Source organism: Pseudoxanthomonas daejeonensis (genome assembly GCF_022637495.1).
Lineage (GTDB): Bacteria > Pseudomonadota > Gammaproteobacteria > Xanthomonadales > Xanthomonadaceae > Pseudoxanthomonas > Pseudoxanthomonas daejeonensis.
Window position 1 is genome coordinate 3,316,717 of sequence record NZ_CP093331.1, and the last position, 26,643, is coordinate 3,343,359.

At 68.4% G+C, this 26,643-nt stretch carries 23 protein-coding genes and 1 pseudogene; 6 read left to right on the top strand and 18 right to left on the bottom strand.

From position 1 onward, the window contains the following. Positions 1-92: 92 nt before the first annotated feature. Positions 93-704 (bottom strand): superoxide dismutase, encoded by a 612-nt coding sequence (locus MNQ95_RS14865; protein ID WP_162410995.1) that lies wholly within the window; start codon positions 702-704, stop codon positions 93-95. 264 nt (positions 705-968) lie between these two features. Here MNQ95_RS14865 and MNQ95_RS14870 point away from each other — a divergent pair, with 264 nt between their 5' ends. After that, positions 969-1,409: a guanyl-specific ribonuclease gene (locus MNQ95_RS14870; protein ID WP_162410996.1), complete on the top strand. Its 441-nt coding sequence runs from the start codon at positions 969-971 to the stop codon at positions 1,407-1,409. Continuing rightward, positions 1,406-1,840, top strand: coding sequence for a barstar family protein (locus MNQ95_RS14875; protein WP_241953336.1), 435 nt, complete (start codon positions 1,406-1,408; stop codon positions 1,838-1,840). The genes MNQ95_RS14870 and MNQ95_RS14875 overlap by 4 nt, the downstream gene beginning before the upstream one ends. Positions 1,841-1,856: 16 nt before the next feature. Here the strand turns inward: MNQ95_RS14875 and MNQ95_RS14880 are convergent, their stop codons facing one another. After that, a complete protein-coding gene (locus MNQ95_RS14880; RefSeq protein WP_162410998.1) occupies positions 1,857-3,767 on the bottom strand; it encodes an ATP-binding cassette domain-containing protein in 1,911 nt (636 codons plus the stop codon). Positions 3,768-3,857: 90 nt separating this feature from the next. Here MNQ95_RS14880 and dbpA point away from each other — a divergent pair, with 90 nt between their 5' ends. Further along, positions 3,858-5,234, top strand: a complete 1,377-nt coding sequence (gene dbpA, locus MNQ95_RS14885) for an ATP-dependent RNA helicase DbpA (protein ID WP_241953337.1) — start codon at positions 3,858-3,860, stop codon at positions 5,232-5,234. Between the two features lie 175 nt (positions 5,235-5,409). Here the strand turns inward: dbpA and MNQ95_RS14890 are convergent, their stop codons facing one another. The 3 genes from MNQ95_RS14890 to MNQ95_RS14900 all read right to left on the bottom strand — a co-directional run bounded on the left by MNQ95_RS14890 (position 5,410) and on the right by MNQ95_RS14900 (position 10,380). Further along, positions 5,410-7,839, bottom strand: coding sequence for a TonB-dependent receptor (locus MNQ95_RS14890; protein ID WP_241953338.1), 2,430 nt, complete (start codon positions 7,837-7,839; stop codon positions 5,410-5,412). A gap of 68 nt (positions 7,840-7,907) precedes the next feature. Continuing rightward, positions 7,908-9,068 (bottom strand): SO2930 family diheme c-type cytochrome, encoded by a 1,161-nt coding sequence (locus MNQ95_RS14895; RefSeq protein ID WP_241953339.1) that lies wholly within the window; start codon positions 9,066-9,068, stop codon positions 7,908-7,910. A gap of 37 nt (positions 9,069-9,105) precedes the next feature. Further along, positions 9,106-10,380, bottom strand: coding sequence for a parallel beta-helix domain-containing protein (locus tag MNQ95_RS14900; RefSeq protein ID WP_241953340.1), 1,275 nt, complete (start codon positions 10,378-10,380; stop codon positions 9,106-9,108). Between the two features lie 119 nt (positions 10,381-10,499). Between MNQ95_RS14900 and MNQ95_RS14905 the strand changes: the two genes are divergently transcribed. Beyond that, a complete protein-coding gene (locus MNQ95_RS14905) occupies positions 10,500-11,561 on the top strand; it encodes an AraC family transcriptional regulator (RefSeq protein ID WP_241953341.1) in 1,062 nt (353 codons plus the stop codon). 45 nt (positions 11,562-11,606) lie between these two features. Here MNQ95_RS14905 and MNQ95_RS14910 read toward each other — a convergent pair whose 3' ends face one another. The 7 genes from MNQ95_RS14910 to ppsR all read right to left on the bottom strand — a co-directional run bounded on the left by MNQ95_RS14910 (position 11,607) and on the right by ppsR (position 17,521). Beyond that, positions 11,607-12,140: an adenine phosphoribosyltransferase gene (locus MNQ95_RS14910; RefSeq protein ID WP_241953342.1), complete on the bottom strand. Its 534-nt coding sequence runs from the start codon at positions 12,138-12,140 to the stop codon at positions 11,607-11,609. A 66-nt stretch (positions 12,141-12,206) separates the two neighbouring features. Beyond that, entirely contained in the window at positions 12,207-13,763 is a 1,557-nt protein-coding gene (locus MNQ95_RS14915; protein ID WP_162411005.1) for a protein adenylyltransferase SelO, read from the bottom strand. Between the two features lie 50 nt (positions 13,764-13,813). Further along, a complete protein-coding gene (locus MNQ95_RS14920; protein ID WP_241953343.1) occupies positions 13,814-14,500 on the bottom strand; it encodes a glutathione S-transferase family protein in 687 nt (228 codons plus the stop codon). 119 nt (positions 14,501-14,619) lie between these two features. After that, on the bottom strand, positions 14,620-14,829 hold the full coding sequence (locus MNQ95_RS14925) for a cold-shock protein (protein WP_162411007.1): 210 nt from the start codon (positions 14,827-14,829) through the stop codon (positions 14,620-14,622). Positions 14,830-15,034: 205 nt separating this feature from the next. After that, positions 15,035-16,057 (bottom strand): LLM class flavin-dependent oxidoreductase, encoded by a 1,023-nt coding sequence (locus MNQ95_RS14930; RefSeq protein WP_241953344.1) that lies wholly within the window; start codon positions 16,055-16,057, stop codon positions 15,035-15,037. A gap of 27 nt (positions 16,058-16,084) precedes the next feature. Beyond that, positions 16,085-16,597 carry a DUF1249 domain-containing protein gene (locus MNQ95_RS14935; protein ID WP_162411008.1) on the bottom strand — a complete coding sequence of 171 codons (513 nt, stop codon included), beginning with the start codon at positions 16,595-16,597 and terminating at the stop codon, positions 16,085-16,087. Positions 16,598-16,699: 102 nt separating this feature from the next. Further along, positions 16,700-17,521, bottom strand: a complete 822-nt coding sequence (gene ppsR, locus MNQ95_RS14940; protein ID WP_162411009.1) for a posphoenolpyruvate synthetase regulatory kinase/phosphorylase PpsR — start codon at positions 17,519-17,521, stop codon at positions 16,700-16,702. A 144-nt stretch (positions 17,522-17,665) separates the two neighbouring features. On the opposite strand from ppsR, the gene ppsA reads away from it, so the two are divergent. Continuing rightward, complete coding sequence (gene ppsA, locus MNQ95_RS14945; protein ID WP_241953345.1) at positions 17,666-20,038, top strand: phosphoenolpyruvate synthase; 2,373 nt, start codon at positions 17,666-17,668, stop codon at positions 20,036-20,038. A gap of 100 nt (positions 20,039-20,138) precedes the next feature. On the opposite strand, the gene orn is transcribed toward ppsA, so the two are convergent. Further along, positions 20,139-20,699 (bottom strand): oligoribonuclease, encoded by a 561-nt coding sequence (gene orn / locus MNQ95_RS14950; RefSeq protein WP_241953346.1) that lies wholly within the window; start codon positions 20,697-20,699, stop codon positions 20,139-20,141. An 86-nt stretch (positions 20,700-20,785) separates the two neighbouring features. Between orn and MNQ95_RS14955 the strand changes: the two genes are divergently transcribed. Continuing rightward, the gene (locus MNQ95_RS14955) at positions 20,786-21,247 is read left to right on the top strand and encodes a DUF2721 domain-containing protein (protein ID WP_162411012.1); all 462 of its coding nucleotides are present in this window, start codon (positions 20,786-20,788) and stop codon (positions 21,245-21,247) included. Positions 21,248-21,336: 89 nt separating this feature from the next. Here MNQ95_RS14955 and tadA read toward each other — a convergent pair whose 3' ends face one another. The 5 genes and pseudogenes from tadA to guaB all read right to left on the bottom strand — a co-directional run bounded on the left by tadA (position 21,337) and on the right by guaB (position 26,594). Further along, positions 21,337-21,786, bottom strand: a complete 450-nt coding sequence (gene tadA / locus MNQ95_RS14960; protein WP_238390399.1) for a tRNA adenosine(34) deaminase TadA — start codon at positions 21,784-21,786, stop codon at positions 21,337-21,339. A gap of 186 nt (positions 21,787-21,972) precedes the next feature. Next, positions 21,973-22,362, bottom strand: a pseudogene (locus MNQ95_RS14965) (GNAT family N-acetyltransferase); the annotation flags it as partial. Continuing rightward, the gene (locus MNQ95_RS14970) at positions 22,362-23,348 is read right to left on the bottom strand and encodes an aldo/keto reductase (protein WP_162411014.1); all 987 of its coding nucleotides are present in this window, start codon (positions 23,346-23,348) and stop codon (positions 22,362-22,364) included. The pseudogene MNQ95_RS14965 and the gene MNQ95_RS14970, both read right to left, overlap by 1 nt. A gap of 77 nt (positions 23,349-23,425) precedes the next feature. Further along, entirely contained in the window at positions 23,426-24,994 is a 1,569-nt protein-coding gene (gene guaA, locus MNQ95_RS14975) for a glutamine-hydrolyzing GMP synthase (RefSeq protein ID WP_241953347.1), read from the bottom strand. 139 nt (positions 24,995-25,133) lie between these two features. Further along, complete coding sequence (gene guaB / locus MNQ95_RS14980; protein ID WP_162411016.1) at positions 25,134-26,594, bottom strand: IMP dehydrogenase; 1,461 nt, start codon at positions 26,592-26,594, stop codon at positions 25,134-25,136. Positions 26,595-26,643 lie beyond the last annotated feature (49 nt).

Consider the following 26,643-nt stretch of genomic DNA (forward strand, 5'->3'; position numbering starts at 1 on the left):
CTGTGCGGATAGTGCGAAGCGGAAGGCGATGGCGCAAACGAAGACGCCCCGGGATTACCGGGGCGTCGGTGGCGCGTCGCGTGCGGTCCGGCTTACTTCACGGCCGCCTGGTAGCGGCGCTCGACCTCGTCCCAGTCGACCACGTTGAAGAACGCGCCGATGTATTCCGGGCGACGGTTCTGGTACTTGAGGTAGTAGGCATGCTCCCAGACGTCCAGGCCCAGGATCGGGGTATTTCCGTCGCTGAGCGGGGTGTCCTGGTTGGCACTGCTCTCGACCACGACCTTCTTGTCCGGGGTCACGCTCAGCCAGGCCCAGCCGCTGCCGAAGCGGGTCAGCGCGGCCTTGGTGAAGGCTTCCTTGAACTTCTCGAAGCCGCCCAGGTCCTTGTCGATCGCCTTGGCCGTGTCGCCCTTGGGCTCGCCGCCACCCTTGGGCGACATCACCGTCCAGAACAGGGTGTGGTTGGCATGGCCGCCACCGTTGTTGCGCACCGGGCCCTGCAGGTTCTCCGGCAGCGTCTTCAGCTTGGCCACCAGCTCTTCGACCGGCAGGTTGGCGTACTCGGTACCTTCGAGCGCGGCGTTGACGTTGTTGATGTAGGTCTGGTGGTGCTTGGTGTGGTGGATCTTCATCGTCTCCGTATCGATGTGCGGTTCCAGCGCATCGTAGGCATACGGCAACTCGGGAAGGGTATAGGCCATGGTGCTCTCCTTGGAATTCGTGGGAATCCGTGTCCGGGCGAACCGGACGCTGCGGGCAACAGTGTAGGGATGCGGGCGCGCGCAACCAAGGTGTCTGCGTTGCCTGGCGGGGAATGCAGCGTCCCGGCGACGTCGGCCCAACCGGGCATCAGCATGCGCGCGAGCGGGTTCCCACGACGTGAAGCGGCGGCGCTGTGCCTGCGTTCAAGCAGCGCCGCAGGCGCGCGCGCATACTCCGGCCACACCCTTTAGCACGTCCCGCGCATGCGCCCCACCCGTTCTGCCAGCCTGCTGCTGGTCGTCGTCGCCCTGGCAGCGCTGGCTTGGCTGTCGCGACCCGTCGCGGACCGATCGGCTACTCCGGGCGCATCGACGCAGGTTGTCGATACCGCTCCGGCCGCCCACGCCGAGGCCCTGCCCGCCTTCCTGCCCGGCGAAGCCGCGGCGGTGATCCGGCGCATCCAGGATGGCGGGTCGTTCCAGCACCGCCAGGACGGCAGCGTGTTCGGCAACCGCGAAGGCCGCCTGCCCCGCCATGCCCACGGCTACTACCGCGAGTACACGGTGCCCACGCCCGGACTGTCCCATCGCGGTGCACGCCGGATCGTCACTGGCGGAGATCCGCCGCGCGACTGGTATTACACCGGCGACCACTACGAAAGCTTCCGCCGCTTCCAGCCACCCGCACGGGAAGGGTTCCCATGAGCGAATCCGGATTCGACCTCGGTTTCGACGATGCCTCGCAGGCGGGCGTGTACCAGGTCGACGCGGCCGACGTGCCTGCGCTGGCCGCCGCCGCGCGCGATGCCGGGCTGCTGGTGCGCCGCATCGACCTGGCCGGCTGCCGCGACAAGCAGACCCTGCTGCTGCGGATCGCCACCATGCTGGACGTGCCCGGCGGGCGCGGCGGCAACTGGGATGCGCTGATGGACGCGCTGCGCGACCTCGAATGGCTGCCCGCTCCCGGGTACATGCTGCTGTTCGAGGCCGCCGGGCAGCTGCAGTCCGCGCGCGCCGACGAACTGCAGACCCTGCTGGGCCTGCTCCAGGAAGCCTCGCACTGGTGGGCCGAGGCTGAGGTGCCGTTCTGGGCGTTCGTGGCCCTGGAAAGCCCCGTCTCCGCGCGCGACAGCTGACGCCGTCGCACCGGGATCAGGCATCCAGGTCGGCCCAGCGTGCGTAGGCCGAATCCAGCTCCGACTGGGCCGTGGCCATTCGCTGGGTATGGGCCGCGACCGCACCCGGGTCCTGCTGGTAGAAGCCGGCATCGGACATCGCCGCGGCCAGGGCCGCCAGCTCCGTCTCGAGGGTCTCGATCCGGGCCGGCAACTGCTCCAGCTCACGCGCGTCCTTGTAGCTGAGCTTGCGCTTGGGCGTGGCATCGGCAACGGATGCCGACGCCTGGATCGCTGCCGGTACGGCCGCCGAGGTGGCGTTCGCCGTCGCCGAGGCACGGGCAACCTGCGCGGCGCTGGCCGGCGCCGCGGGACGCTGGCGTACCCAGTCGCTGTAGCCACCGACGTACTCGCCGATCCTGCCCTCGCCTTCCATCACCATGGTCGAGGTGACCACGTTGTCCAGGAAGTCGCGGTCGTGGCTGACCAGAAGCAGCGTGCCGCTGTAATCGCCGAGCAGTTCTTCCAGCAGTTCCAGCGTTTCCACGTCCAGGTCGTTGGTCGGTTCGTCCATCACCAGCAGGTTCGAGGGCTGGGCGAACAGGCGCGCCAGCAAAAGGCGGTTGCGCTCGCCGCCGGACAGCCGCGTGATCGGCGCGCGGGCGCGCTCCGGGGTGAACAGGAAATCCTGCAGGTAGGCATGCACGTGCTTGCGCTTGCCGTTGATATCGATGAAGTCCGCGCCTTCGGCGACGTTCTCGATCGCGCTCCAGTCCTCGCGCAAGGTCGCGCGGTACTGGTCGAAATAGGCGATCTTCAGGTTCGTGCCCTGGCGCACCTCGCCCGCCTGCGGCTGCAGCTCGCCCAGCAGCAGCTTCAGCAGCGTGGTCTTGCCGCTGCCATTGGGGCCGACCAGGCCGATGCGGTCGCCGCGCAGGATCACGCTGGAGAAATCACGCACCATGGTCCTGGCGCCGAAGGCGAACGAGACGTCCTTGGCCTCGATGACCTTCTTGCCGGAATTCTCGCCCTGCGCGGCCTCCATGCGCACGTTGCCGCCGAGGTCGCGGCGCTGGGTGCGTTCGGTGCGCATCGCCTTCAAGCGACGCACGCGGCCTTCGTCGCGGGTGCGACGGGCCTTGATGCCCTGCCGGATCCACACCTCTTCCTGCGCCAGCAGCTTGTCGAAGCGCTGGTTTTCCTGCGCCTCGGAGTTCAGCCGTTCCTCGCGCCGGCGCTCGTAGTTGGCCCAGTCGCCGGGCCAGCTGGTGACCCGGCCACGGTCGATCTCGACGATGCGGGTGGCCAGCGCTCGCAGGAAGCGGCGGTCGTGGGTGACGAACAGGACGCTGCCCGCCCACGCCTTGAGGAATCCCTCCAGCCAGTCGATGGCCTCGATGTCCAGATGGTTGGTCGGCTCGTCCAGCAGCAGCAGGTCCGGCGAGGACACCAGCGCACGCGCCAGCAGCACGCGTCGCTTCATGCCGCCGGACAGGCGCGCGAACTCGGCATCGCCGTCCAGTTCCAGCTTGGTCAGCGTCTCGACCACGCGCTGGTCCAGCGCCCAGCCATCGGCGGCATCGATCTTGGCCTGCACCTTGCCCATCGCATCGGCGTCGAACTCGTCGGCATGGCTCAGGTGGTGGAACTGGGCCAGCCACTTGCCCAGGTCGCCCAGGCCATCGGCGACGACGTCGAACACGCTGCCGGCCGCGCCCAGCGGCACCTCCTGCTCGAGCCGGGCGATGCGAACGCCCTGCTGGACGCGCACTTCGCCGTCGTCGGGCTTCAGTTCGCCGGCGATCAGCTTCATCAGGGTGGACTTGCCGGCGCCGTTGCGGCCGATCAGGGCGATGCGTTCGCCCGGTTCGATCGACAGGTCGGTCTTTTCCAGCAACAAGGGGCCGCCGACGCTGTAGTCGAGGTTCTGCAGGGTGATCAAAGGCATCCGCACATTGTACCGGGCGCCGCGAGGCGCCAGACCCCGTGACATGCGTGATCGGCGCCCTTTCGCGGCCGTGACCTGCGAAAATGGCGCATGAACGACTTCGCTTCCATGCCCCTGTCCCCGGCCCTGCGTCCCGGCCTGGACGCGCTGGGCTACACCACCCCCACCCCGATCCAGGCCCTGGCGCTGCCGCCGATCCTGGACGGCCTGGACCTCATCGCCCAGGCGCCGACCGGTAGCGGCAAGACCGCCGCGTTCGGCCTGGGCCTTCTGCAGCGGCTCGATCCGGGCGTGTCCCGCGCGCAGGCGCTGGTGCTGTGCCCGACCCGCGAACTGGCCGACCAGGTCGGCAAGCAGCTGCGCAGGCTGGCCACCGGCATCCCCAATCTCAAGCTGAGCATCCTTACCGGCGGCATGGCGCTGGAACCCCAGATCGCATCGTTGCAGGCGCACGACCCGCAGGTGGTGGTCGGCACCCCGGGCCGGATCCAGGAGCTCGCCCGCAAGCGCGTGCTCCACCTGGGCGGCGTGCGCACGCTGGTGCTGGACGAAGGCGACCGCATGCTGGACATGGGCTTCGAGGAAGCCGTCCGCGAGATCGCCAGCCGCTGCGACAAGCACCGGCAGACGCTGCTGTTCTCGGCGACCTTTCCCGACGAGATCCGCGAACTGGCCCGGCAGCTGCTGCGCGAGCCGGTGGAAGTGTCGGCCGAAGGCAGCGACAGCGCACCGGCGATCGAGCAGCGCTTCTTCGACGTCGATGCCGCCTACCGGCAGAAGGCCGTGGCCGGGCTGCTTTTGCGCTACCGGCCCGAGTCGGCCGTGGTGTTCTGCAATACCCGCAAGGACGTGGACGAAGTGGCCGGCTCGCTGCGCCAGTTCGGGTTCTCCGCGCTGGCCCTGCATGGCGACATGGAGCAGCGCGACCGCGACGAAGTACTGCTGCAGCTCGCCAACCGCAGCTGCAATGTGCTGGTCGCCAGCGACGTGGCCGCGCGCGGCCTCGACGTGGAGGACCTGGCGGCGGTGCTGAACTACGAGCTGCCGACCGACGTGGATGCCTATCGCCACCGGATCGGCCGCACCGGGCGTGCCGGCCGCAAGGGACTGGCGTTGAGCCTGGTCGCCCCGCGCGAGAACGCGCGCGCGGAGATGATCGCCGCCGCGCAGGACGCGCCGCCCCCGCGCGAATCCTCGCCGCTGGCCACCGGCCGTCCCGCGCAGCCGGCGCAGGCGCCGATGACCACGCTGCGCATCGACGGCGGCAAGACCGACAAGCTGCGCGCCGGCGACATCCTCGGTGCGCTCACCGGCGAAGCGGGCGTGCCGGCGAAGGCGATCGGCAAGATCGCCATCCATGCCACCCGCTCCTACGTGGCCATCGCCCACGAACAGGCCGCACGCGCGCTCAGGCAGCTCGAAGCGGGCAAGATCAAGGGGCGGCGCTTCCGGGTTCGGCCTCTCTGAAGCAAGACGGCCGCGCCCGGCAGGGCGCCGCAACGCCGGTTCAAGGCCAAGGCAATCCCTGTTGCCTCCGCGCGCGTGGAGCATCTGCTTGCCTGCCGCACGACGCGCAAAAAAAAGAGCTGACGGACCGCTCCCCGCGGCCCGCCAGCCCCCTCCCGCCAGCACGGGAATCCGATCAGAAGCCTGCGGTGAACTCCACGCCCCAGACGCGCGGCGGCGTCACGCGTGCGCCGACCGTCCCCAGCACGGTCTTGCCGTAGGTGGCCAGGCCGTTCACGTACTGGTTGTCGAGCAGGTTCTCGCCGTACACGGCCACGCCGTACCGGCCGCTACCCGAGGTCCAGCCCACGCGGAGGTTGGCCAGTTCCTGCGACTCGCCCAGGCGCAACGCCGGGCTCACGCCACAGGTGCCCTGGCTCTGCGATTCGTCGCTGCAGCGCGTCTTGCCCCGATAGCCGTAGCGCACCGACGCACGCACGCTGCCATTCTCGTCCAGGTCCCAGAGGTAGGCCGCACCGGCGGCGAACGACCACTTCGGGATGCCGGTCGCCTGGCCGCTGACGTCGATGCCCTCCGGCGTCACGTAGTTCCTGTAGGTCGAATCGATGTAGGCGGCGTTGAAATCCAGCGAGAGCGCGCGGGTCGCCTGCCAGATCGCGTTGAAGTCCACGCCCCACGCTTCCAGGTCAGAGGTGTCGACCACGTAGCGCGGGATCGCCGGCGTCGTGTCCAGGCGGATCGCCTGGCGGTTGTCGTACGTGTAGTAGTACGCGGATGCGTCGTAGCGGAAGCCGTATTCGGGCAGGACCTGCTTGATCCCCGTCTCGAAGTTCCACACGTCTTCGTTCTCGAACTGGCTGTCGATCTGCAGCGCGTTGAAGCCGCCGGCCTTGTAGCCCTTGGCCACCGACGCGAAGCCCATGAGGTCGTCGGTGAAGTGGTAGTCGGCCACGAAGCGCGGGCTGATGTCGTCCCAGCTGTTCGAATCGCGGGTCTTGACGCCCTTGTTCATCATCGCCGGCGGATCGATGAAGGCGATGTCGAAGATGTAGGCCTCCTTCGGGATCCCCAGCATGGCGAAGATGCCCAGCGCCTCCATCTGGTCCAGCGTCGCATCCAGGCCCGGCGCATGGCGCTGGTCGTTGAACCAGCTGAAATCCTTCTCGTCGCGCGTGTAGCGCAGGCCGAAGGTCAGGTTGAGGCGGTCGTTGGCGCGCCAGATCACGTCGCCGTAGAGCGCATAGGCGGTGGTCTCGAGCGTGTTGACGAACTGCTCGTTCCAGGGCTCGCCCATCAGCGTCAACGGGATGCCGTACATCTGCATGACCTGGCTGGTGAAGCCGTACAGCGTCCCGTCCGGGGTCGGCGCCAGGCCCATGTTGCGCACGATCGTATCGACCGAGTCGGTATAGGCGTTGACCTGGCTGGTCTGGTCGGCCTTCTCGCGGAAGTAGCTCGCGCCGGCCACCCAGTCGAAGCGCTCGCCGCTGCCGGCGAACTTGAATTCCTGGTAGAAATTCGTGTTGCTCTCGGTGTTGACCGAATCCACGTACAGGTCGCGGCGGTCGGTACCGTCCTCCTCGACCCGGTTCAGCGAATCGTAGTCGTGCCACGCCGTGGTCGAGGTCAGGCTGCCCCACGACAGAGCGTGGTCCACGATCAGGGTCACGCCGTCGAAGCGCCGCGACTCCTCGTTGCCGTCCACGTCGACCGCGGCCGGCGTCCTGCGCGGATCCAGGTAGGCGGTTTCGTCGACCGGCAACGACGGCGTGGCGGGCGCCGCGGGCAGCGGCACGATGCCGATCGTGGCCTGGCCCAGCTGGTCCAGGTTTTCATGGTCCCAGGTGATCCAGGCGGTGGTGTTGTCGCCGAAGCGGGTGCTGAAGGCCGCACGGGTCGCCCAGTTGTCCTCCGGCGCCAGGTCCTCGCCGGTATTGGCGTCCTGGATCCAGCCGTCGGCCTGGTTGAACACGCCGTTGAGGCGGAACGCGGAGTCCTCACCGACCGGGATGTTGGCCATCGCGTCGACGTACTGCTTGCCATGTTCGGCCAGGCGCAGGCGCGCGCGACCCTCGGCATCCGGCCCGGGCCGGTGGGTGACGATCGAGATGGCGCCAGCCGCGGTATTGCGCCCGAACAGGGTGCCCTGCGGTCCCTTCAGCACTTCGATCCGCTCCACGTCGGTGAACGGCAGCAGCACGCCGCCGCCGCGCCCGGCGTAGACGCCGTCGACATACACGCCGACGGCCGGATCGGTACCGATCCCGAAGTCGTCGGTGCTGATGCCGCGCAGCTGGAAACTGGGCTGGGTCGGCTGCTGGCCATTGACGACCAGGCCGGGGACGAACATGTCGATGCCGCTCAGGTCCTCGGCGACGACGTCGTCGAGCATCTGCGCATTGACGACCTGCAACGCGATCGGAACGTCCTGCAGTTCCTGCTCGCGGCTCTGCGCGGTGACCGTGATCTTGTCGAGCGTGACCGCGTCGGGCGCGACCTGGCTCTCCTGCGGCGCGGCGAAGGCCAGCGATGCGGCGCCCGCCGCGATGCTGCCGAACAATGCCTGGCGCACGCGCAGGCTCAAAGGATTCTTGCGAACCATCATGGAGTACTCCCCTACTCGCTATGTCGCTGGTTGATTTTGTTTTGGTTGTTGCTGGAAACGCGGTCGACTTACCCTGTATTGCCGCACTCGCCGTGCTGGGCCGCGATCCACTCGCGGATCAGCTCGACCCCCTCCGCGTGCGTCACGCTGCGGCCCAGTTCCGGCATCATCACCCCTGGATCGGTGCTGATCATCCGGTAGGTCAGGATCGACTCGTCCGGCTTGCCGGGAACGATGTCGAAACGCCGGTCGCCCGTGCCATGGCCCGCGGCGATCGGCAGCTTGCAGCGCCCCAGGCGCAGTGGCTCGCTGACATCGCTGGCCAGCCACAACCCCGAGGTGTTGCCTGGCCCGGCTGCGCTGTGGCAGTGCGAACAGTTGATGTCCAGGTAGGCCCGGGCCCGCGCATCGACGCTCTCCGCCGCATCCTGCCAGTTGGCGACGCGAGGCACCGCCGAGGCTTCGGGAAGGCCGTCCAGGTAGCCCATGCGCTGCCATTGCGCCAGCTGGTTGGCGACCACCACCTCGCCATCGACGCCGGGATAGGCGAGATCGCGGTTGAGGTGGCGGGCCTTGGGGCCAATCGGCTGGAACTCACGGGTACTCAGGTCGCTGACGTGGCACCCGGCGCACTGGTTCTGGTCGGGCACCTGGTAGGCGGCTTCCTCACGCGAGCCGCTGGCGTCCACCAGGGTCAGCGGCACCAGGTCGCCGGCGCGCATGAGCCTGGCCTCGGTCTGCTCGGCGTTCCAGACGTAGGGCAAGGCGACCCAGCCCGACTCGCGCCGCACCAGCAACCGCGTCTCGAGCAGCCGCACCTTGTCCAGTTCCAGCTGCCCGCCGGGCAGCTGGCCCTCGTGCCCCTGGCTGCGCAGCACGGCCTGGCTGTCGCGCGGCTCGCCTTCGATGCGCGGGTAATAGAAGGTCTTGCTGATGATCGTGCCGACCGGGAAATCGAACGCTTCGTTCGCGTCGTAGTGCGCGGACGTTCCCTCGGGCATCCAGACCGTGCGCAGCTTGTGCGCGTAGTCGGTGAACAGGGCGGAATTGAGGTCGTAGGGCAGGACCCGTTCGTTCAATTCCAGCCGCCCATCGGCCATGTCGAAGAGATGCCATTCGGAAAGCGATTCCGGCTGGCCTTCGGCATGGAACGCGACCGGCGGCGGGTGCGCAGGACGACAGCCGGAAACCAGCCCCGCGGCAAGCGCCACCGCGCCTGCCAGGGCCACCAGTCTGGACAGCGGGCCACGCCCGCGGGACGGCCGATCAACCACGCTTGAGGTCCACCTGCGGCAGCGGCGGCAGCGTGCAGCCGAACGGCGTCGCGTCGCTGGTCGGGTTCTTGTAGCCATTCGGGCCATCGGCATTGACCACGCCGGACACGTCATGCAGGCAGATCTGCGGCCCTTCGACCAGCTCCGCGTTCGCGTAACCGTCCCAGAGCACGTCGGGCAGGCGCCCGTTGAGCCCGAACAGCGCGACCTTCAGCGCCTTCAGGTCGAAACCGTCGGGCGCGTCGCCGCCGCCCGAGAGCCGGTTGCCGTGGACTGAAATCCGCTCAGGGTACGGATCGAAGCTCTCCGAACGGCTGTCGGCGCTGTAGCCCGTCGAGTAGACGCTGGAGACGATGATGTTGGCGGTCTTGTTGTCCTTGATGTCGTTGTCGAAGATCTCGACATCGTCATTGGAATTGATCACCACGCCGGTACCCGCCGGAACGCTCGCCACCGGCGTGCCCTTGGCGCCGAAGTTGCCGGTGTTGTTGGCGAACACCTGGTTCTTGAACACGCGCACGTTGCCGCCAGGCTGCTTGAGCGCCGGCATGTTGAACACCAGGATGCCGCCGGTGTTGTTGGTGGCCACGTTGCCGTAGACGTCGGCGTTGATCGTGTTCTCGATCTCGATGCCGGCGACGTTGTACTCGGCGCGGCTGTTGCGCACGATCACGTCCTGCGACTGGCCCACGTAGATGCCCGCGTCCGAAGCGCCGATCGCGATCGAATCTTCGATCAGCACGTTGCGGGTGCGGACCGGATAAAGGCCATAGCCGCCGTTGGAAGTCTTCGGCCCGCCGGTCCACTCCACGCGCACTCCGCGGATGGTGATGTGTTCGGCCTCGTTGATCTTCAGGCCATCGCCCTTGGCGTCCTCGATCGCGATGTTCTCGATCGTGAAATGGTCGGCGTTGACCAGCAGGCCCTCGGCGCCGGCCTTCTGCCCCTTGAAGCTGAGCACCGACTTGTCCTGGCCCGCGCCACGCAGGGTCACGTTGTCCACGCGCAGGCTCAGGCTGCGGTCGAACGTGTAGCGACCGGCCGGCACTTCGATGACATCGCCGGGCTTGGCGTCGAGCAGCTTCTGGCGCAGGGCGTCGGCGAAAGCGGCATCGCCCTCGGCCACGGTCGCGCTCGGGACGTGCGCGGGACCGCCGTCGCCGCAGCCGGCCAGCACCGCGGCCAACGCGGCCACCAGCAGCGCCGGAGCGCCCTGCTTCCATCCCCGCGCGCCTGCTGCGCCCCTGCCCTTGCCCCGCTTCGCCATGGTCCCTCCCCGTCGATGCCACGATCATGTGGCCGTCCCCCAGTCTCCGCTGCATCCGGGGGCGTACGCGAGGGCAAAGCCGGCATAATGAGGGGGGTAAAGCGGACAGGTTGTGATCGATGACGCCAAAAGCCCCCCTGGACGCCCTGCCCCTCCACGGCGCCAACATCAAGTGCGGGATCGTCGCCGGCCTGGTCGCCATGGCCGACCGGCTGGACGTGCCCTGCGATGGCTGGTTCGAGGGCCTGCGGCTCGAGCGCGCGCAGTTCGTTACCGAAACCCCCGTCTACCTCTCCTACCGCCAGGCCTGCGAGATCGTCGGGCGCGCCCTGCGCACGCTCCCGGGGGATGGACACGGCCTCGCGCTGGGCACGGCCCAGGACGTGGGCCATTTCGGCCTGCTCGGGCTTGCGATGATGACCGCCGGGAGTTTCGGCGAGGCGCTGCGCCTGGGCGTGCAGTTCGCGCCCATCACCGGGGCGATGATGGAGCTGCAGCTGCAGCTGGAAGCGCAGGTGCCGGAGGGCGGGAGCCCGGGCGTGGCGATGATCGCGCGCATGGGCACGCCCGAACCGGATATCGAACCGTTCCTGTGCGAGGAGCTGTTCGCCAGCAGCCTGATGCTCTGCCGCGGCCTGCTCGGACCGCGCTTTGTCCCGGCCCTGGTCGAACTGGCCTACCCGGCCCCGGCGTATGCCGGCGAGTACGAACGCCTGTTCGGTTGCGAGGTGCGCTTCGAGGCGGCCAGCAACCGGGTCGTCATCGACGCAAGCTGGCTCGGCGCGCCGATGCCGGCCAACAACCCGTCCACGGCCCGCCAGGTGCTGGAACTGTGCCAGCAGCAGATGCCGGCCGTGCGGCCCTCCAGCGAAATCGTGGCCGCGGTCGAGCAGTTGGTGCGACTGCAGCTGGCAGACGCACCGCGACTGCTCGACATCGCCGCCGAGCTGCACGTGAACGAACGCACCCTGCGTCGTTACCTGCACGATGCCGGGACCAGCTACAAGGAAATCCACGACCGGTTGCGACGCGATACCGCGCAAAGCCTGCTGACCGGTCCCGGCTCCAATGTCGCCGCGGTCGGCGCGGCCATCGGATTCCACGATCCCCGCGAGTTCCGGCGTGCGTTCAAGCGCTGGACCGGCCTGGCGCCGCGCGCGATGCGCAGCCGCACTTCCTGACGCGCCCCGGCGGATAACGCAGCGCCTGGCCGTCGGCGTTCGGGTTCAGGCCCGCAGCAGCGCACGCAGGGGCGCCGCTGCGGTCCAGCGTTCGCGACCGCGCAACCCTGTAAGCTCGACGAGCACCGCCGCGCCCACCAGCTGTGCACCCTGGCGCTGCAGCAGCCGCGCGGCCGCGGCCAGCGTGCCGCCGGTGGCCAGCACGTCGTCGACCAGCAGCACCCGCGTACCGCTCGCGAGCGCATCGGCCTGGATCTGCAGGCGATCGCTGCCGTACTCCAGTGCGTAGGCCTCTTCCAGCAACGCGCCCGGCAGCTTGCCCGGTTTGCGCAGCGGCACGAAACCGGCATCCAGGTCCCGTGCCAGCGCCGCGCCGAGGATGAAGCCGCGCGACTCCGCCCCCGCCACGGCCTGGATTCCGGCATCGCGCCACGGCGCGCCCAGCGCCGACACCATCGCAGCCAGCCCATGCGCATCGGCCAGCAGCGGCACGATGTCCTTGAACATGATTCCCGGCGAAGGGAAATCCGGCACGTCCCGGATCAGCGCCGCCCATTCCGGCGTCTTCCGATCATCCATCGCAAAGCCTCCTTGTCCTGTCGGCCGATTCCGGTCCATGCCCCTCGATGCTGACGCAACCGTGGGTCATGAACTGCATGAAAGCATCGAACAGCCCGCGCGGTGCCGCGCCCACTCCGGTCGTGCGCCGGCGTAGTGCCCGCGACCAGGCTGTTCCTCGTATGGCCGCCGCATCACGTCCAGTAATTCGGTGATCCCGGCGGAGTCACCCTGCTCGGCACGGTCGATCGCCTCCTGCGCCAGCCAGTTGCGCAGGACGTAGCGCGGATTGGCCAGGCGCATCGTTTCGCGCCGCTGCTCCGCATCGAGCGGGTCGTCCAGCTGCCTGGCCCGGTGGCGTTTCAGCCATCCGAGCAGTGACGCCTCGATCCCGGCGCGCGCGTCCGCGTCATAGAAAGCCTCCGCGAACGGCGCCCGGTCCGCGCCGGCCGCTTCGTGCTCGCCGAGCGCGCGGAAGAACAGCGTCATGTCGACCTGCCCCTCCTGCAACAACTGCTGCAGCTCTGCGAACAGGCGCAGGTCCTCGTCGCGACAATGGGCCAGCCCCAGCTTGCGCGCGACCAGGTCGCGGTGGGCCAGGTCCCAGGCCCGCCCGAAGCGCGCCAGGCCGGCCTCCAGTGGTGCGACCTCCTTGAACAGCGGGGCCAGCGACTGCGCCAGCCGGGTCAGGTTCCAGTACGCGACCTGCGGCTGGGTGCCGAAGCGGTAGCGCCGACCCTGTGCGTCGGTGGTGTTGGGGGTCCAGTCCGGATCGTAGTCCTCGACCCAGCCGTAGGGACCGTAGTCGATGGTGAGGCCGAGGATGGACATGTTGTCGGTGTTCATCACGCCGTGGACGAAGCCGACCCGCATCCAGCCGGCGACCATCCATGCGGTGCGCTCGCACACCTGCGCGAACCATTCCGCATCGCCTGCTTCGCCTTGGCCGGCCAGCTCCGGGAAGTGATACCGCTGCGTGTAGTCGGTCAGGCGCCGCAGCAGCGCGACGTCGCCGCGCGCAGCCGGCAACTGCCAGCTGCCGAAGCGCAGGAAGGTCGGCGCCATGCGGCACACGATCGCGCCCGGCTCCGGTCGCGGATGGCCGTCGTAGAACATGTCGCGGACTACGCCTTCGCCGGTGCCCACCAGCGACAGCGCACGCGTGGTCGGCACGCCCAGGTGGTGCATCGCCTCGCTGCACAGGAACTCGCGCACCGACGAGCGCAGCACGGCCCGGCCATCGGCGAAACGCGAGTAAGGCGTCCGGCCAGCGCCCTTGAGCTGGAGTTCCCAGCGCGCCCCCTGCGCACCGAGGGCTTCGCCCAGCGAGATCGCGCGGCCGTCGCCCAGCTGCCCGGCCCAGCTGCCGAACTGGTGGCCGCCGTAGTTGCCTGCCCACGGCTGCATGCCCGGCAGCTGGGCATTGCCGCCGAACACGCGGGCGAAGTCCGGCGCGGCGACATCGGCCGCATCCAGGCCGACCAGCGCCGCGGCCTCCGGCGACCAGGCCAGCAGGTGCGGAGCGGAAACCGGCGCCGGATCCACCCGCGACCAGGCCGCCGCCTCTACTTCGCGTATGCGCGGCCCCGATTCCGGATCGCCGGGCAGCTCGCGCAGGAAGGCGTTGTCGAATTGGATCTGCATGCTGACCAGATGGGGGCGTCGCGCGGTTTCCGTAGGCCACGCCCGCCGCTTCAGCCCGCCGAAAGCGCGAACGGCCCACCCTGTGCCAGCGCACGCTGGTGGGCCGGTCGCTCATGGATGCGCCGCAGGAAACCCGCCAGCGCCGGATGCCGCTCGAGCCCGCCGCGCACCGCGGCCGCTTCGACCGGGAAACTCATCTGGATGTCGGCCGCGGTGAACCGTTCGCCGCCGAACCAGCCACCGGAGCGGGCCAGCGAGCTTTCCATCCAGTCCAGGTGCAGCTTCAGTTGCGGCCCGACGAAGCCGGACATCGCCTTGCCGACGATGCGCCCGGCGACCGGGCGGGCGAAGAACGGCATCTTCGCGGCGCGGATCCGCGCAAGCACCAGGCTCAGCAGCAGCGGCGGCATCGCCGAACCTTCGGCGTAATGCATCCAGTAGCGATACTGCAGCCGTTCGGACGAATCCATCGGCAGCGGAGTCGGCGAGAACGCGTGGGTGGTGTCGTAACGCTCGACCAGGTACTCGAGGATCGCGCCGGATTCGGCCAGGGTATGGCCGTCGTCCACCAGCACCGGCGACTTGCCGAGCGGATGCACCGCACGCAGCGCCGGCGGCGCCAGCATCGTGACCGGGTCGCGTGCGTAGCGCACCAGCTGATACGGCAAGGCCAGCTCCTCCAACAGCCACAGCACGCGCTGGGAGCGGGAGCTTTCCAGGTGGTGGACGGTGATCATGGCGGCGCCGGATGCGGGGGAATGCCCCATCCTCGCATTTCACCGCCCGCAACGAAAAACGCCGGAGGCTTGCGCCCCCGGCGTTTCGTGGTGACCGGCCTTGTGGCAGGTCGACGCAATTACAGCGGCTGAACCTGGTCGGCCTGCAGGCCCTTCTGGCCCTGCACGACGATGAAGGAGACCTTCTGGCCTTCCTGCAGCGACTTGAAGCCCGAACCCTGGATCGAACGGAAATGCACGAACAGGTCGGCACCGCTCTCCGGGGTGATGAAGCCGAAGCCCTTGGCGTCGTTGAACCACTTGACGGTACCAGTCTGACGATCGGACATGATTTGCTAACTCCTATCAACTTTTAAATGGAAAACCGAGCGCGGCACATCCGCGACGGTACTGGGTTGCAGGCGTTGGCAAAGCGGAACGATGTAGCGGATCGTCAGATCGACTGCACCAGGCCACGATTCACGGTGACCCATGCAAACACAGTGCGCGCACCATACCCGGATTTCCGCTGAATAGCGAGTCCGGGCTGCCCGCCTATTCAGGAGGAGGCGCGACGGGCCCGGGCGGCAGCCCCCAAGCCCGGGCAGCGAGCTGGTACGACAGCACCCTGGCGGCATGATCGTGGATGTTGGCCACCACCATCAATTCATCCGGGCGGTGCCGGGCGGCAAACGCCGCCAGCCCCCGGGCCACGGTCTCCGGACCACCGACGACGCTGCAGGCCAGCGCCCGCTCGACTCCGGCCTTCTCCTCCGGCGTCCAATAGGCCTCGATGTCGTCGATCGGCGCGGGAATCAGGCCGGTGCGGCCGCGCCGCAGGTTCACGAACGCCTGCTGGGCGGTAGTGAACAGGCGCCGGGCTTCCTCGTCGCTGCCGGCGGCGATCACGTTCACCGCCAGCATCGCGTGCGGCTGGCGCAGCTGCGCCGATGGCCGGAAGTCGCGGTGGTAGAGCATCAATGCCTGGTCCATCGCGTCGGGCGCGAAATGCGAGGCGAAGGCAAAAGGCAGGCCCAGGGCCGCGGCCAGCTGCGCCCCGAACAGGCTGGAGCCCAGGATCCAGACCGGTACCTCCAGTCCCGCCCCCGGCACGGCGCGTACCGCCTGTCCGGGCTGGGCTGGCTGGAAGTAGCCCAGCAGTTCCTGCACGTCCTGCGGAAAACGCTCGGCACTGTCGAAGTAGCGGCGCAGGGCCTTCGCGGTGGCCTGGTCGGTCCCCGGCGCGCGGCCCACGCCCAGGTCGACCCGGCCCGGATGCAGGGCGGCCAGGGTGCCGAACTGCTCGGCCACCTGCAGCGGTGAATGGTTGGGCAGCATGATTCCGCCGGCGCCCACCCGGATCGCGCGCGTACCGGCGGCGATGTGCGCGATCAGCACCGCCGTCGCCGCGGAGGCGATCCCGGGCATGTTGTGGTGTTCGGCCAGCCAGAAGCGCCGGTAACCCAGCGCCTCGGCATGGCGCGCCAGGTCCAGGCTGTTGCCCAGCGCGGTGGCCACGTCGCTGCCTTCGCACACCGGTGCGAGGTCCAGGACCGAGAGTGGAATGGTCTGCGTCACGCGGGCTGCCAGGCGTTCACTACGTCGCTATCGCCGCGCCGCCTCGCGCACCGGCGTGGCTGGCCCGGCCAGGCGCGCGGTGGCGGGCGCCAGCGTGGCCACACCATGGCCCCGCTCGGCCAGGTACTCGAGCCATTTGCCCAGGAACGTGTTCATGCGCAGGCGATGGCCAACCAGTTCGGCCGGCGGCGGATACAGGCCGATCACGTCCTGCCAGCGACGACCCACGTAGCAGTGGGTGGTTTCCACCTGTCGCGCGTCGCTGTACAGGCGCAGGTAGGCCGAAGGATCCGGTTCGCCGGTCAGCGGATCGCGCAGGTCGTAGGTCAGGCGAAGTTCGAGCGTGTACGGATGGCGCTCGAGTACGTCCAGGCGCACGTCCAGGCCGTCGCCCACGCTGGAAAGGTAGCTGCCCTCGCCCAGGCGTGCCGGCGCGAACAGGCGTTGCAACCGCGCGTGGTTTTCAGCGTACAGCGCCATCAGCCAGCCGAAGCGGCTCAATCTCGGGATGCGCGTGCCGTGTGGGGTGACCTGCTGCATGCGACCGATGCTACACGCTGTGCAACGGGCGCGGCAGCATTGACCGTGAACGCACACAGGCCTACCTTGGGGAAGCCACTGGGGGTGTGATCCCCTGTCGGCTCAGAACATTTCCCTCTGCAACCCCAGCGTCGACAGGACCTTGCCCGAGATTTCCTCGATCGAGGTATGGGTCGTGCTCAGCGTCGGGATCCGCTCAAGGCTGAACATCGCTTCGGCCGCCTGCACTTCGCGCCGGCACGTGTCCAGCCGCGCGTAACGCGAATCCGGCCGCCGCTCCTGGCGGATCTGCTGCAGCCGCTCCGGATCGATCGTCAGGCCGAACAGCTTGCGCCGGTACGGCTTGAGCCGCGGCGGCAGACGATCGCTCTCCAGGTCGCCATCGGTCAGCGGATAGTTCGCCGCCTTGATCCCGTAGTGCAGCGCCAGATAGACGCAAGTCGGCGTCTTGCCCGCGCGCGACACGCCGACCAGGACCACGTCGGCCTCGTCATAGTCCAGCGCCACGCCGTCGTCATGGCTCAGCGAATAGTTCATCGCGTTGATACGGCGGTGATAGGTCTCGAAATCGACCATGCCATGCGCCTGCCCCACCCGCGACTGCCGCGGCTGTTCGAGCTCGCGCTCCAGCGGCTCGATGAAGGGCGCGAACACGTCCAGCATCAGCGCGCCGCTCTCGGCCAGGGTCAGGCTCAGCTGCGGATCGACGCAGGAGTTGACCACGATCGGCCGCACCCCGTGGAGGACGCCCGCCGCGTGGATGCGCCCGGCCGCCTCGCGCGCCTTGTCGACGTCATCGACGAAGGCCAGCCGGTCGGTGAGGAACTGGAAGCCACTGAACTGGGTAAGCAGGCTGTGGCCGATGGTCTCGGCGGTGATACCGGTGCCATCGGAGACGTAGAACACCGGGCGGATGCTGGTCATGGAATCGTTTTCTCCGTCTCACACCAAAACGGCCGCATTTACAAGATTGATATGCCTGGATGCTGGGGCGCATCATAACGGTTCCACATATCTCGGGACGGCGGCCACTGCCCGGCCGGGCGGTGGCTCTACGGAGCATCGCACTTGAACCAGAACATCCTGTGGTTGCACGAGCTGCGCTTGGCCGACCTGGCCCGCGTCGGCGGCAAGAATTCCTCGCTCGGCGAAATGATCGGCAACCTGGCCGGCCTGGGCGTGTCCGTTCCCGGGGGCTACGCCACCACCTCCGAGGCGTTCAAGGCGTTCATCGCCCACAACGACCTCTCCAAGCGGATCTTCGACAAGCTGGCCACGCTGGACGTCGAGGACGTGCCGGCGCTGACCGCGGCAGGCCGCGAGATCCGCGGCTGGGTGATCGATGCCCCGCTGCAGCCGGAGCTGGATCGCGACATCCGCACCGCGTACGCGCAGCTGTGTGCCGACAACGGCGGCGGCGACGTGGCCGTGGCCGTGCGCTCCTCGGCCACGGCCGAGGACCTGCCGGACGCATCGTTCGCCGGCCAGCAGGAAACCTTCCTCAATGTCACCGGTGCCGACGATGTCGTGCACAAGGTCAAGGAAGTGTTCGCCAGTCTCTACAACGACCGTGCGATCGCCTATCGCGTGCACCACGGCTTCAAGCACGAGGACGTGTTCCTTTCGGCCGGCGTGCAGCTGATGGTGCGCTCGGACGTGGGCTCGTCCGGCGTGCTGTTCACCCTGGACACCGAATCGGGTTTCCGGGACGTGGTCTTCGTCACCTCCAGCTACGGGCTGGGCGAAATGGTCGTGCAGGGCGCGGTCAATCCGGACGAGTTCTACGTCTACAAGCCCACTTTGCGCCAGGGCAAGCCGGCGATCCTGCGCCGCGCGCTGGGCAGCAAGGCGTTGCGCATGGTCTATTCGGACCAGCCCGGCGAGCGCGTGCGCACCGAGGACGCCCCGGTTGAGCTGCGTACAAAGTTCTCGATCTCCGATGCCGACGTCGAGGAGCTGTCCCGGCAGGCGCTGGTGATCGAGCAGCACTACGGCCGGCCGATGGACGTGGAGTGGGCCAAGGACGGGGTCAGCGGCAAGCTGTTCATCGTCCAGGCCCGCCCTGAAACGGTGAAGTCGCGCGCCAAGGCCACCCAGATCGAGCGCTACACGCTGTCGCAGCGTGGCGAGGTGATCGCCGAGGGTCGCGCGATCGGCCAGAAGATCGGCAGCGGCGTGGCCCGCGTGGTCCGTTCGCTGGACGACATGAGCCGGGTCCAGCCCGGTGACGTGCTCGTCGCCGACATGACCGATCCGGACTGGGAGCCGGTGATGAAGCGCGCCAGCGCGATCGTCACCAACCGCGGCGGCCGCACCTGCCACGCGGCGATCATCGCCCGTGAACTGGGCGTGCCCGCGGTGGTGGGCACCGGCAACGGCCTGGAGAAGATCGCCGACGGCCAGGAGGTCACGATCAGCTGCGCCGAGGGCGACACCGGCTTCATCTACGCAGGCGCCCTGCCCTTCGAGCGCACCACCACCGACCTGGGCAACATGCCGCCGGCGCCGCTCAAGATCATGATGAACGTCGCCAATCCGGAGCGTGCGTTCGACTTCGGACAGCTGCCCAACGCCGGTATTGGTCTTGCCCGTCTGGAGATGATCATCGCCAGCCACATCGGCGTGCATCCCAAGGCCTTGCTGGAATACGGCAAGCAGGACGCGGAAACGAAGAAGAAGATCGACGCCAAGATCGCCGGCTATTCCGATCCGGTCGGGTTCTACGTGGATCGCCTGGTCGAGGGCATCGCCACCCTCACCGCCTCGGTCGCGCCACACCCGGTGATCGTGCGCCTGTCGGACTTCAAGTCCAACGAGTACGCGAACCTGATCGGTGGCCACCGCTACGAGCCGGAGGAAGAGAACCCGATGATCGGCTTCCGCGGCGCCAGCCGCTATGTCGATCCCTCCTTCGCCGACGCCTTCGCGCTGGAATGCAAGGCGGTGCTCAAGGTCCGCAACGAGATGGGCCTGGACAACCTGTGGGTGATGATCCCGTTCGTGCGCACGCTCGAGGAAGGCCGCAAGGTCATCGAGGTGCTGGCCGCCAACGGCCTGCGCCAGGGCGAGCGCGGCCTGAAGATCATCATGATGTGCGAGGTGCCGTCCAACGCGTTGCTGGCCGACGAGTTCCTGGACATCTTCGACGGCTTCTCGATCGGCTCCAACGACCTGACCCAGCTGACCCTGGGCCTGGACCGCGATTCGGCGATCGTGGCCCACCTGTTCGACGAGCGGAACCCTGCGGTGAAGAAGCTGCTGTCGATGGCGATCAAGGCCGCGCGGGCCAGGGGCAAGTATGTCGGCATCTGCGGCCAGGGGCCGTCCGATCACCCCGACCTGGCCGAATGGCTGATGGCCGAAGGCATCGAATCGGTGTCGCTGAATCCCGATACCGTGGTCGATACCTGGCTGCGGCTGGCCAAGACCAAGGCGGGCTGATCCGCCGCGCCCTGCAAGCAGAAGGCCCGCCGGAAGGCGGGCCTTTTTTTGAGCCACCGCGGCAGCTGCGAAGCCGTGCCGTGTCCGCTATGCCGCGTCGTCAGCCGCCGGCCAGCTGCGCCAGGTGCCTGCGGTAGTGGCGCAGCTCGTCGATCGAATCATGCACGTCGCTCAGGGCAGTGTGTGCCGACTGCTTGCGCACGCCCGCCAGCACGTCCGGCGCCCAGCGCCGCGCGAGCTCCTTGAGCGTGCTCACGTCGAGGTTGCGGTAGTGGAAGTACTGCTCCAGCCGCGGCATCAGGCGGTGAAGGAAACGCCGATCCTGGCAGATGGAGTTGCCGCACATCGGCGATGCCTTCGCCGGCACCCATTCGTTGAGGAAGGCGACGGTGCGCGCCTCGGCCTGGGCGATACCGACGTCGCTGTCGAGCACGCGCTGCCACAGGCCGGACTTCCGATGCTGGTTGCGGTTCCACTCGTCCATCGCCTCCAGCGCAGCCAGTGGATGGGCGATCGCCAGTTCCGGCCCCTCGGCCAGCACGTTGAGCTGGGAGTCGGTGACCACGGTGGCGATCTCGAGGATCGAATCTCCGCCGGTATCCAGCCCGGTCATCTCCAGGTCGATCCAGATCAGGCGGTCCTGTCCTGCGGCTATGCCCATGTGCGTCCATTCCGGTGGTCGTGTCGCGTCCTTGCGGGCCGCGCTTGGGCTGGCATGATAGCGCAGACCCCATTACCGGCCGTTCCATGGACTCCGCGAACATCCATGCCGTGCTCGCCGCGATGCTGGCGCCGGCGTTCTTCCTGACCGCCACCGCCTCCCTGCTGCTGTCGGCCAACAACCGCCTGGCACGCATCATCGACCGCGCCCGCACCCTGTTGCGCGAGCTGGCCTTGATCGAAGACGAGATCGAGCGCGCCCTGTACGAACGGCGCATCGCCCTGCAGCGCAGGCGCAGCCTGAACATCCTGCGCGCCGGACAGCTGTTGTACGGGGCGATCAGCTGCTTCGTCGGTACCAGCCTGGCGGTGTCGGTCGACACGTTCACCGGGCACCGCCTGGGAGCGCTGCCGATCTGGCTGGCGTCGGCCGGGGTGCTTTCGATGTTCGCGGCCAGCATCCTGCTGGCACGCGAATCGACCTTGGCCGTCACCGCGATCAACGAGGAGATGGATCACCGGCCGGTCGCACCCAAACCGATTCCGTAGAGCGGGCCCTGCCCCACGCCCGGCGCATCGACAGCGAGGGCGTGGCTGGCCAGGATTCCGGACGCAGCTCGCCATCGCACATGGCCGCGCTACAGCGGCGGCTTGCCGCGCTTGCTGCGGAAATAATTGGTCAGGCGCCGCCCCGACTCCTCGCCCAGTACCCCACCCTGCACCTGCACGCGGTGGTTGTGGCGCGGATCGGACACCAGGTCCGAGACACTGCCGCACGCCCCGGTCTTGGAGTCGCCCGCGCCGTAGACCAGGCGCGCGACCCGCGCGTGCACGAGGGCCATGGCGCACATCGCGCACGGCTCCAGGGTCACGTACAGGGTGCAGCCCACCAGCCGGTGGTTGCCCAGGCGCTTGCCGCCCTGGCGCATGGCCATGATCTCGGCATGGGCGGTGGGATCGTGCTCGGTGATGTTGCGGTTCCAGCCCTCGCCGATAACCTCGCCCGCCGGCGATACCAGCACCGCGCCGACCGGGATCTCGTCGTCCTCGTTCTCCGCGCGTTCGGCCAGGGACAGCGCGTGGCGCATGAAGCGCTCGTCCACCGCCGGGTCGACCACGGCCGTCGCGACCGGCTCGCGCGCGTCCAGGAGCTTCCAGAGCACCCGCGTCGCGCCCAGTCCGCCCAGCGGTTTGTGCGCGTACTGGGGAATGTCCCCGGCGACGCTGTAGCCCAGGCGCCGGTAGAACGCAGTCGCGCCCTCGACCAGGGACACATCCAGGGTGATCAGGCGGCGGCCCCGCTCGCGCGCAGCCTGCTCAAGCGCTCGCACCAACTGCGCGCCGATGCCCGATCCACGCGCCGCAGTGGTCGTCATCACCTTGGTCAGCTCGGCACGGTGCGGCTGGCTGGGCGCGGATACCAGTGCCAGCGAGCCGGTGGCCAGCAGCTCGCCGTCGCGCCAGGCGCACAGGACGATGCGTTCGCCGCGCACCACCGCTTCCAGCGCGTCGTCCCAGAAAGCCCGGGCCTCGCCCAGGCCCAGCGGATGCATGAAACCCACCGAGCCGTTGCCGGCCACGGTTTCCACGAGCAGGTCGGCCAGCGCGTCGCGGTCGGCCCCTTCGGCGGGAGCGATGCGGAGGGTGGGATCGTCGATATCCATTACCAGCGCTGGTGGACGTACGGCTTGATGTCCTGTTCGTAGATGCGGGCCACCGCGTCCATCGTCTCCGGTGGCAGCGCGTCCAGGCTGGCGGCGGCGATGTTCGCCCGCGCCTGCTGCGGATTGCGCGCACCGGGGATGACCACCGTCACTGCCTCGTCCATCAGGATCCAGCGCAGCGCCAGCTGGGCCAAGGTGGCGCTTTCGGGCACCAGCGGCCGCAGCTTCTCCACTGCGGCCAGGCCGACCTCGTACGGCACGCCGGCGAAGGTCTCGCCCACGTCGAAGGCTTCGCCGTGGCGGTTGAACTGGCGGTGGTCATCGGCCTCGAACCGGGTGTCGGCGCTGAACTTGCCGCTGAGCAGGCCACTGGCCAGCGGCACCCGGACGATCACGGCCACGTTGCGCTGCCGCGCCTGGCGGAAGAACAGCCCGGCCGGCCGATGGCGGAACATGTTGTAGATGATCTGCACGCTGGCCACGCCCGGGTACTCGATCGCCTTGAGGCCCTCTTCCACCCGCTCGACGCTGACGCCGTAGTGGCGCAGCTTGCCGCGCTCGACCAGCCGCTCCATCCGCTCGAACACCTCCGGGTGGTAGTACGCATCGGTCGGCGGGCAGTGCAGCTGGACCAGGTCGAGCACCTCGACCTCCAGGTTGCGCAGGCTGCGGTCGATCCACGCCTCCAGGTTGTCGGCGCTGTAGCCTTCCACGGTCTGCTGCGGCAGGCGCCGGCCGGCCTTGGTCGCCACGAACGGGCGCTCGCCGCCGCGTTCCTTCAGCACCCGCGCGATCAGCCGCTCGGAGTGGCCGTCGCCGTAGACGTCGGCGGTGTCGATGAAGTCCAGCCCCGCATCCAGCGCCGCATGCAGTGCGGCCACCGACTCGGCGTCGTCGACCTTGCCCCACGCCGCGCCGATGGCCCAGGCGCCGAAGCCGATCTCGCCGACGTTGCGGCCGGTACGGCCGAAGGCTCTGGAACGCATGGACGACTCCTGTCAGTGGGTTGCCGGTGCCGTCCGCAAGGCGCGGCGTCCGGCAGCATGGGGCGGCTGCGCGCAGCTCACTCCCACTCGATCGTGGCCGGCGGCTTGCCGCTGATGTCGTAGACCACGCGCGAGACGCCGCGCAGCTCGTTGATGATCCGGTTGGACACTTTGCCGAGAAACTCGTACGGCAGGTGCGCCCAATGCGCAGTCATGAAGTCGATGGTCTCCACCGCGCGCAGCGCGATCACCCACTCGTAGGCGCGCGCGTCGCCGACCACGCCGACCGACTTCACCGGCAGAAACACGGCGAACGCCTGCGAGGTCTTGTCGTACAGGTCGGCCTTGCGCAGCTCGTCGATGAAGATCGCGTCGGCCTTGGCCAGCAGCTCGGCATACTCGGGCTTGACCTCGCCGAGGATGCGCACGCCCAGGCCCGGGCCCGGGAACGGATGGCGATAGACCATCGCGCGCGGCAGGCCCAGCTCCACGCCCAGGCGCCGCACCTCGTCCTTGAACAGTTCGCGCAACGGCTCGACCAGGCCCAGCTTCATGTGCTCGGGCAGCCCACCGACATTGTGGTGGCTCTTGATCACGTGCGCCTTGCCGGTCTTGCTGCCGGCAGACTCGATCACGTCCGGGTAGATCGTGCCCTGCGCCAGCCACCGTGCGTTCTTCAGCTTGTTCGATTCTTCCTCGAAGATCTCGACGAACAGGTTGCCGATGATCTTGCGCTTGGCTTCGGGGTCAGCCACGCCCTGCAGCGCGGTGAAGTAGCGCTCCGCCGCGTTGACCCGGATCACCTTGAGGCCCATGTGTTCGGCGAACATCGCCATCACCTGGTCGCCTTCCTGCCAGCGCAGCAGGCCGGTATCGACGAACACGCAGGTCAGCTGGTCGCCGATGGCCCTGTGCAGCAGCGCGGCCACCACGGAGGAGTCGACGCCACCGGACAGGCCAAGGATCACCTCGTCCGTGCCGACCTGCGCACGCACCCGCGCGATCTGGTCCTCGATGATGTGCTCGGCCGTCCACAACGTCTGGCAGCCGCAGATGTCGACCACGAAGCGGCGCAGCAGCGCCTGGCCCTGCTTGGTATGGGTGACTTCCGGGTGGAACTGCACGCCGTACCAGCCGCGGCGGTCGTCAGCGAAGGCGGCGACCGGGATGCGGTCGGTCTTCGCGGTGACCGTGAAGCCCGGCGGCGCGACGGAGACGTGGTCGCCGTGGCTCATCCACACATCGAGACGCGGCGGCGATCCCGGATGGTCCTTCAATCCCTCGAACAGGCGGTCAGCCGCCACCAGCGAAACTTCCGCATGACCGAACTCGCGCTGGTCGGCCGCTTCGGTCTCGCCGCCGAGCTGCTTGGCCATGGTCTGCATGCCGTAGCAGATGCCCAGCACCGGCAGGCCGGCATCGAACACCTGCTGCGGCGCGCGCGGCGAACCGTCCTCGGTCGTCGACTCCGGGCCACCGGACAGGATGATGCCCTTCGGCGCGAACTCGGCGATCTGCGCAGGGTCGTGGTCCCAGGCCCAGATCTCGCAGTAGACGCCGAGCTCGCGGATGCGCCGGGCGATCAGCTGGGTGTACTGCGCGCCGAAGTCGAGGATGAGGATCTTGTCGCTGTGGATGTCGGTCATCGGCGGGCGGAGCGCTTCTTCGTTTTGGGTTGTGGTGGCCATCCCTGGCGGGACATGGCGGACTTCGGATCGCCCTGCCCGGCCATTCGTGGCCGGGCGTTCGGCAGACCGCGCGGCAGTGCCGCGCAAGCGGCCTGCCTCACCCCATCCGGTAGTTCGGCGGTTCCTTGGTGATCTGCACGTCGTGGACGTGGCTTTCGCGCTGGCCGGCGCCGGTGATCACCACGAACTTGGGCTTGCTGCGCATCTGCGCGATGTCCGCGCAACCGACATAGCCCATGGTGGCGCGCAGACCGCCGACCAGCTGGTGGATCACGCCCGACAGCGGGCCACGCACCGGCACGCGCCCTTCGATGCCCTCCGGAACCAGCTTGTCGGCGTCGGAGGCATCCTGGAAGTAACGGTCCTTGGAACCCTTCTCCATCGCGCCCAGCGAGCCCATGCCGCGATAGCTCTTGTAGCTGCGACCCTGGAACAGTTCGATCTCGCCCGGCGATTCCTCGGTGCCGGCGAACAGGCCACCGATCATCACGGTCGAGGCACCGGCCGCGATGGCCTTGCCGATATCGCCCGAATAGCGGATGCCGCCGTCGGCGATCAGCGGGATGCGGTCCTGCAGCGCCTCGGCCACCAGGTCCACCGCGGTGATCTGCGGCACGCCCACGCCGGCGACCACGCGCGTGGTGCAGATCGAACCGGGACCCACGCCGACCTTGACCGCGTCCGCACCGACGTCGTACAGCGCCAGCGCGGCCTCGCCGGTGACGATATTCCCGCCAATCACCTGCACCTGCGGGAAGTTCTTCTTGACCCAGGCCACGCGGTCGACCACCGCCTGCGCATGGCCATGGGCGGTATCGACCACGATCACGTCCACGCCGGCGGCGACCAGCGCTTCGACGCGCTGTTCGGTGTCGCCACCCACGCCCACCGCCGCGCCGACCAGCAGTCGCGAGGACGCGTCCTTGGCCGCATTGGGGTTGTCGGTCTTCTTCTGGATGTCCTTGACCGTGATCAGGCCGCGCAGCGCGTAATCGCCATTGACCACCAGCACCTTCTCGATCCGGTTGCGGTGCAGCAGCTTGAGCACTTCCTCGTCGCTGGCGCCTTCGCTGACCGTGATCAGGCGGTCCTTCTTGGTCATGATGTGGCGGACCGGATCGTCCAGCTCGGTCTCGAAGCGCATGTCCCGGCGAGTGACAATACCGGTGAGCTGGCCCGCGTCGTCCACCACCGGCACGCCGGAAATGTTGCGCGCGCGGGTCAGCGCAAGTACTTCGCGGATCGTGGTGTCGGGCCGCACGGTGATCGGGTCGCGGATCACGCCGGACTCGAACTTCTTCACCTTGGCCACTTCGGCCGCCTGCTGCTCGGCGGTCATGTTCTTGTGCAGGATGCCGATGCCACCCAGCTGCGCCATGGCCACGGCCAGGCGGGCCTCGGTGACGGTGTCCATCGCCGCCGAGACGATCGGCAGGTTGATGCGCAGGTCGCGGGTCAGCCGCGTACCGAGGTCGACATCCTTCGGCAGCACGGTGGAGTGGGCGGGGACGAGCGAAACGTCGTCGTAGGTCAGTGCTTCGGCCTGGATGCGGAGCATCGGCATACCCGGATGTGGGGAAGCGCGCCATTATACCTGCGAATGGGGC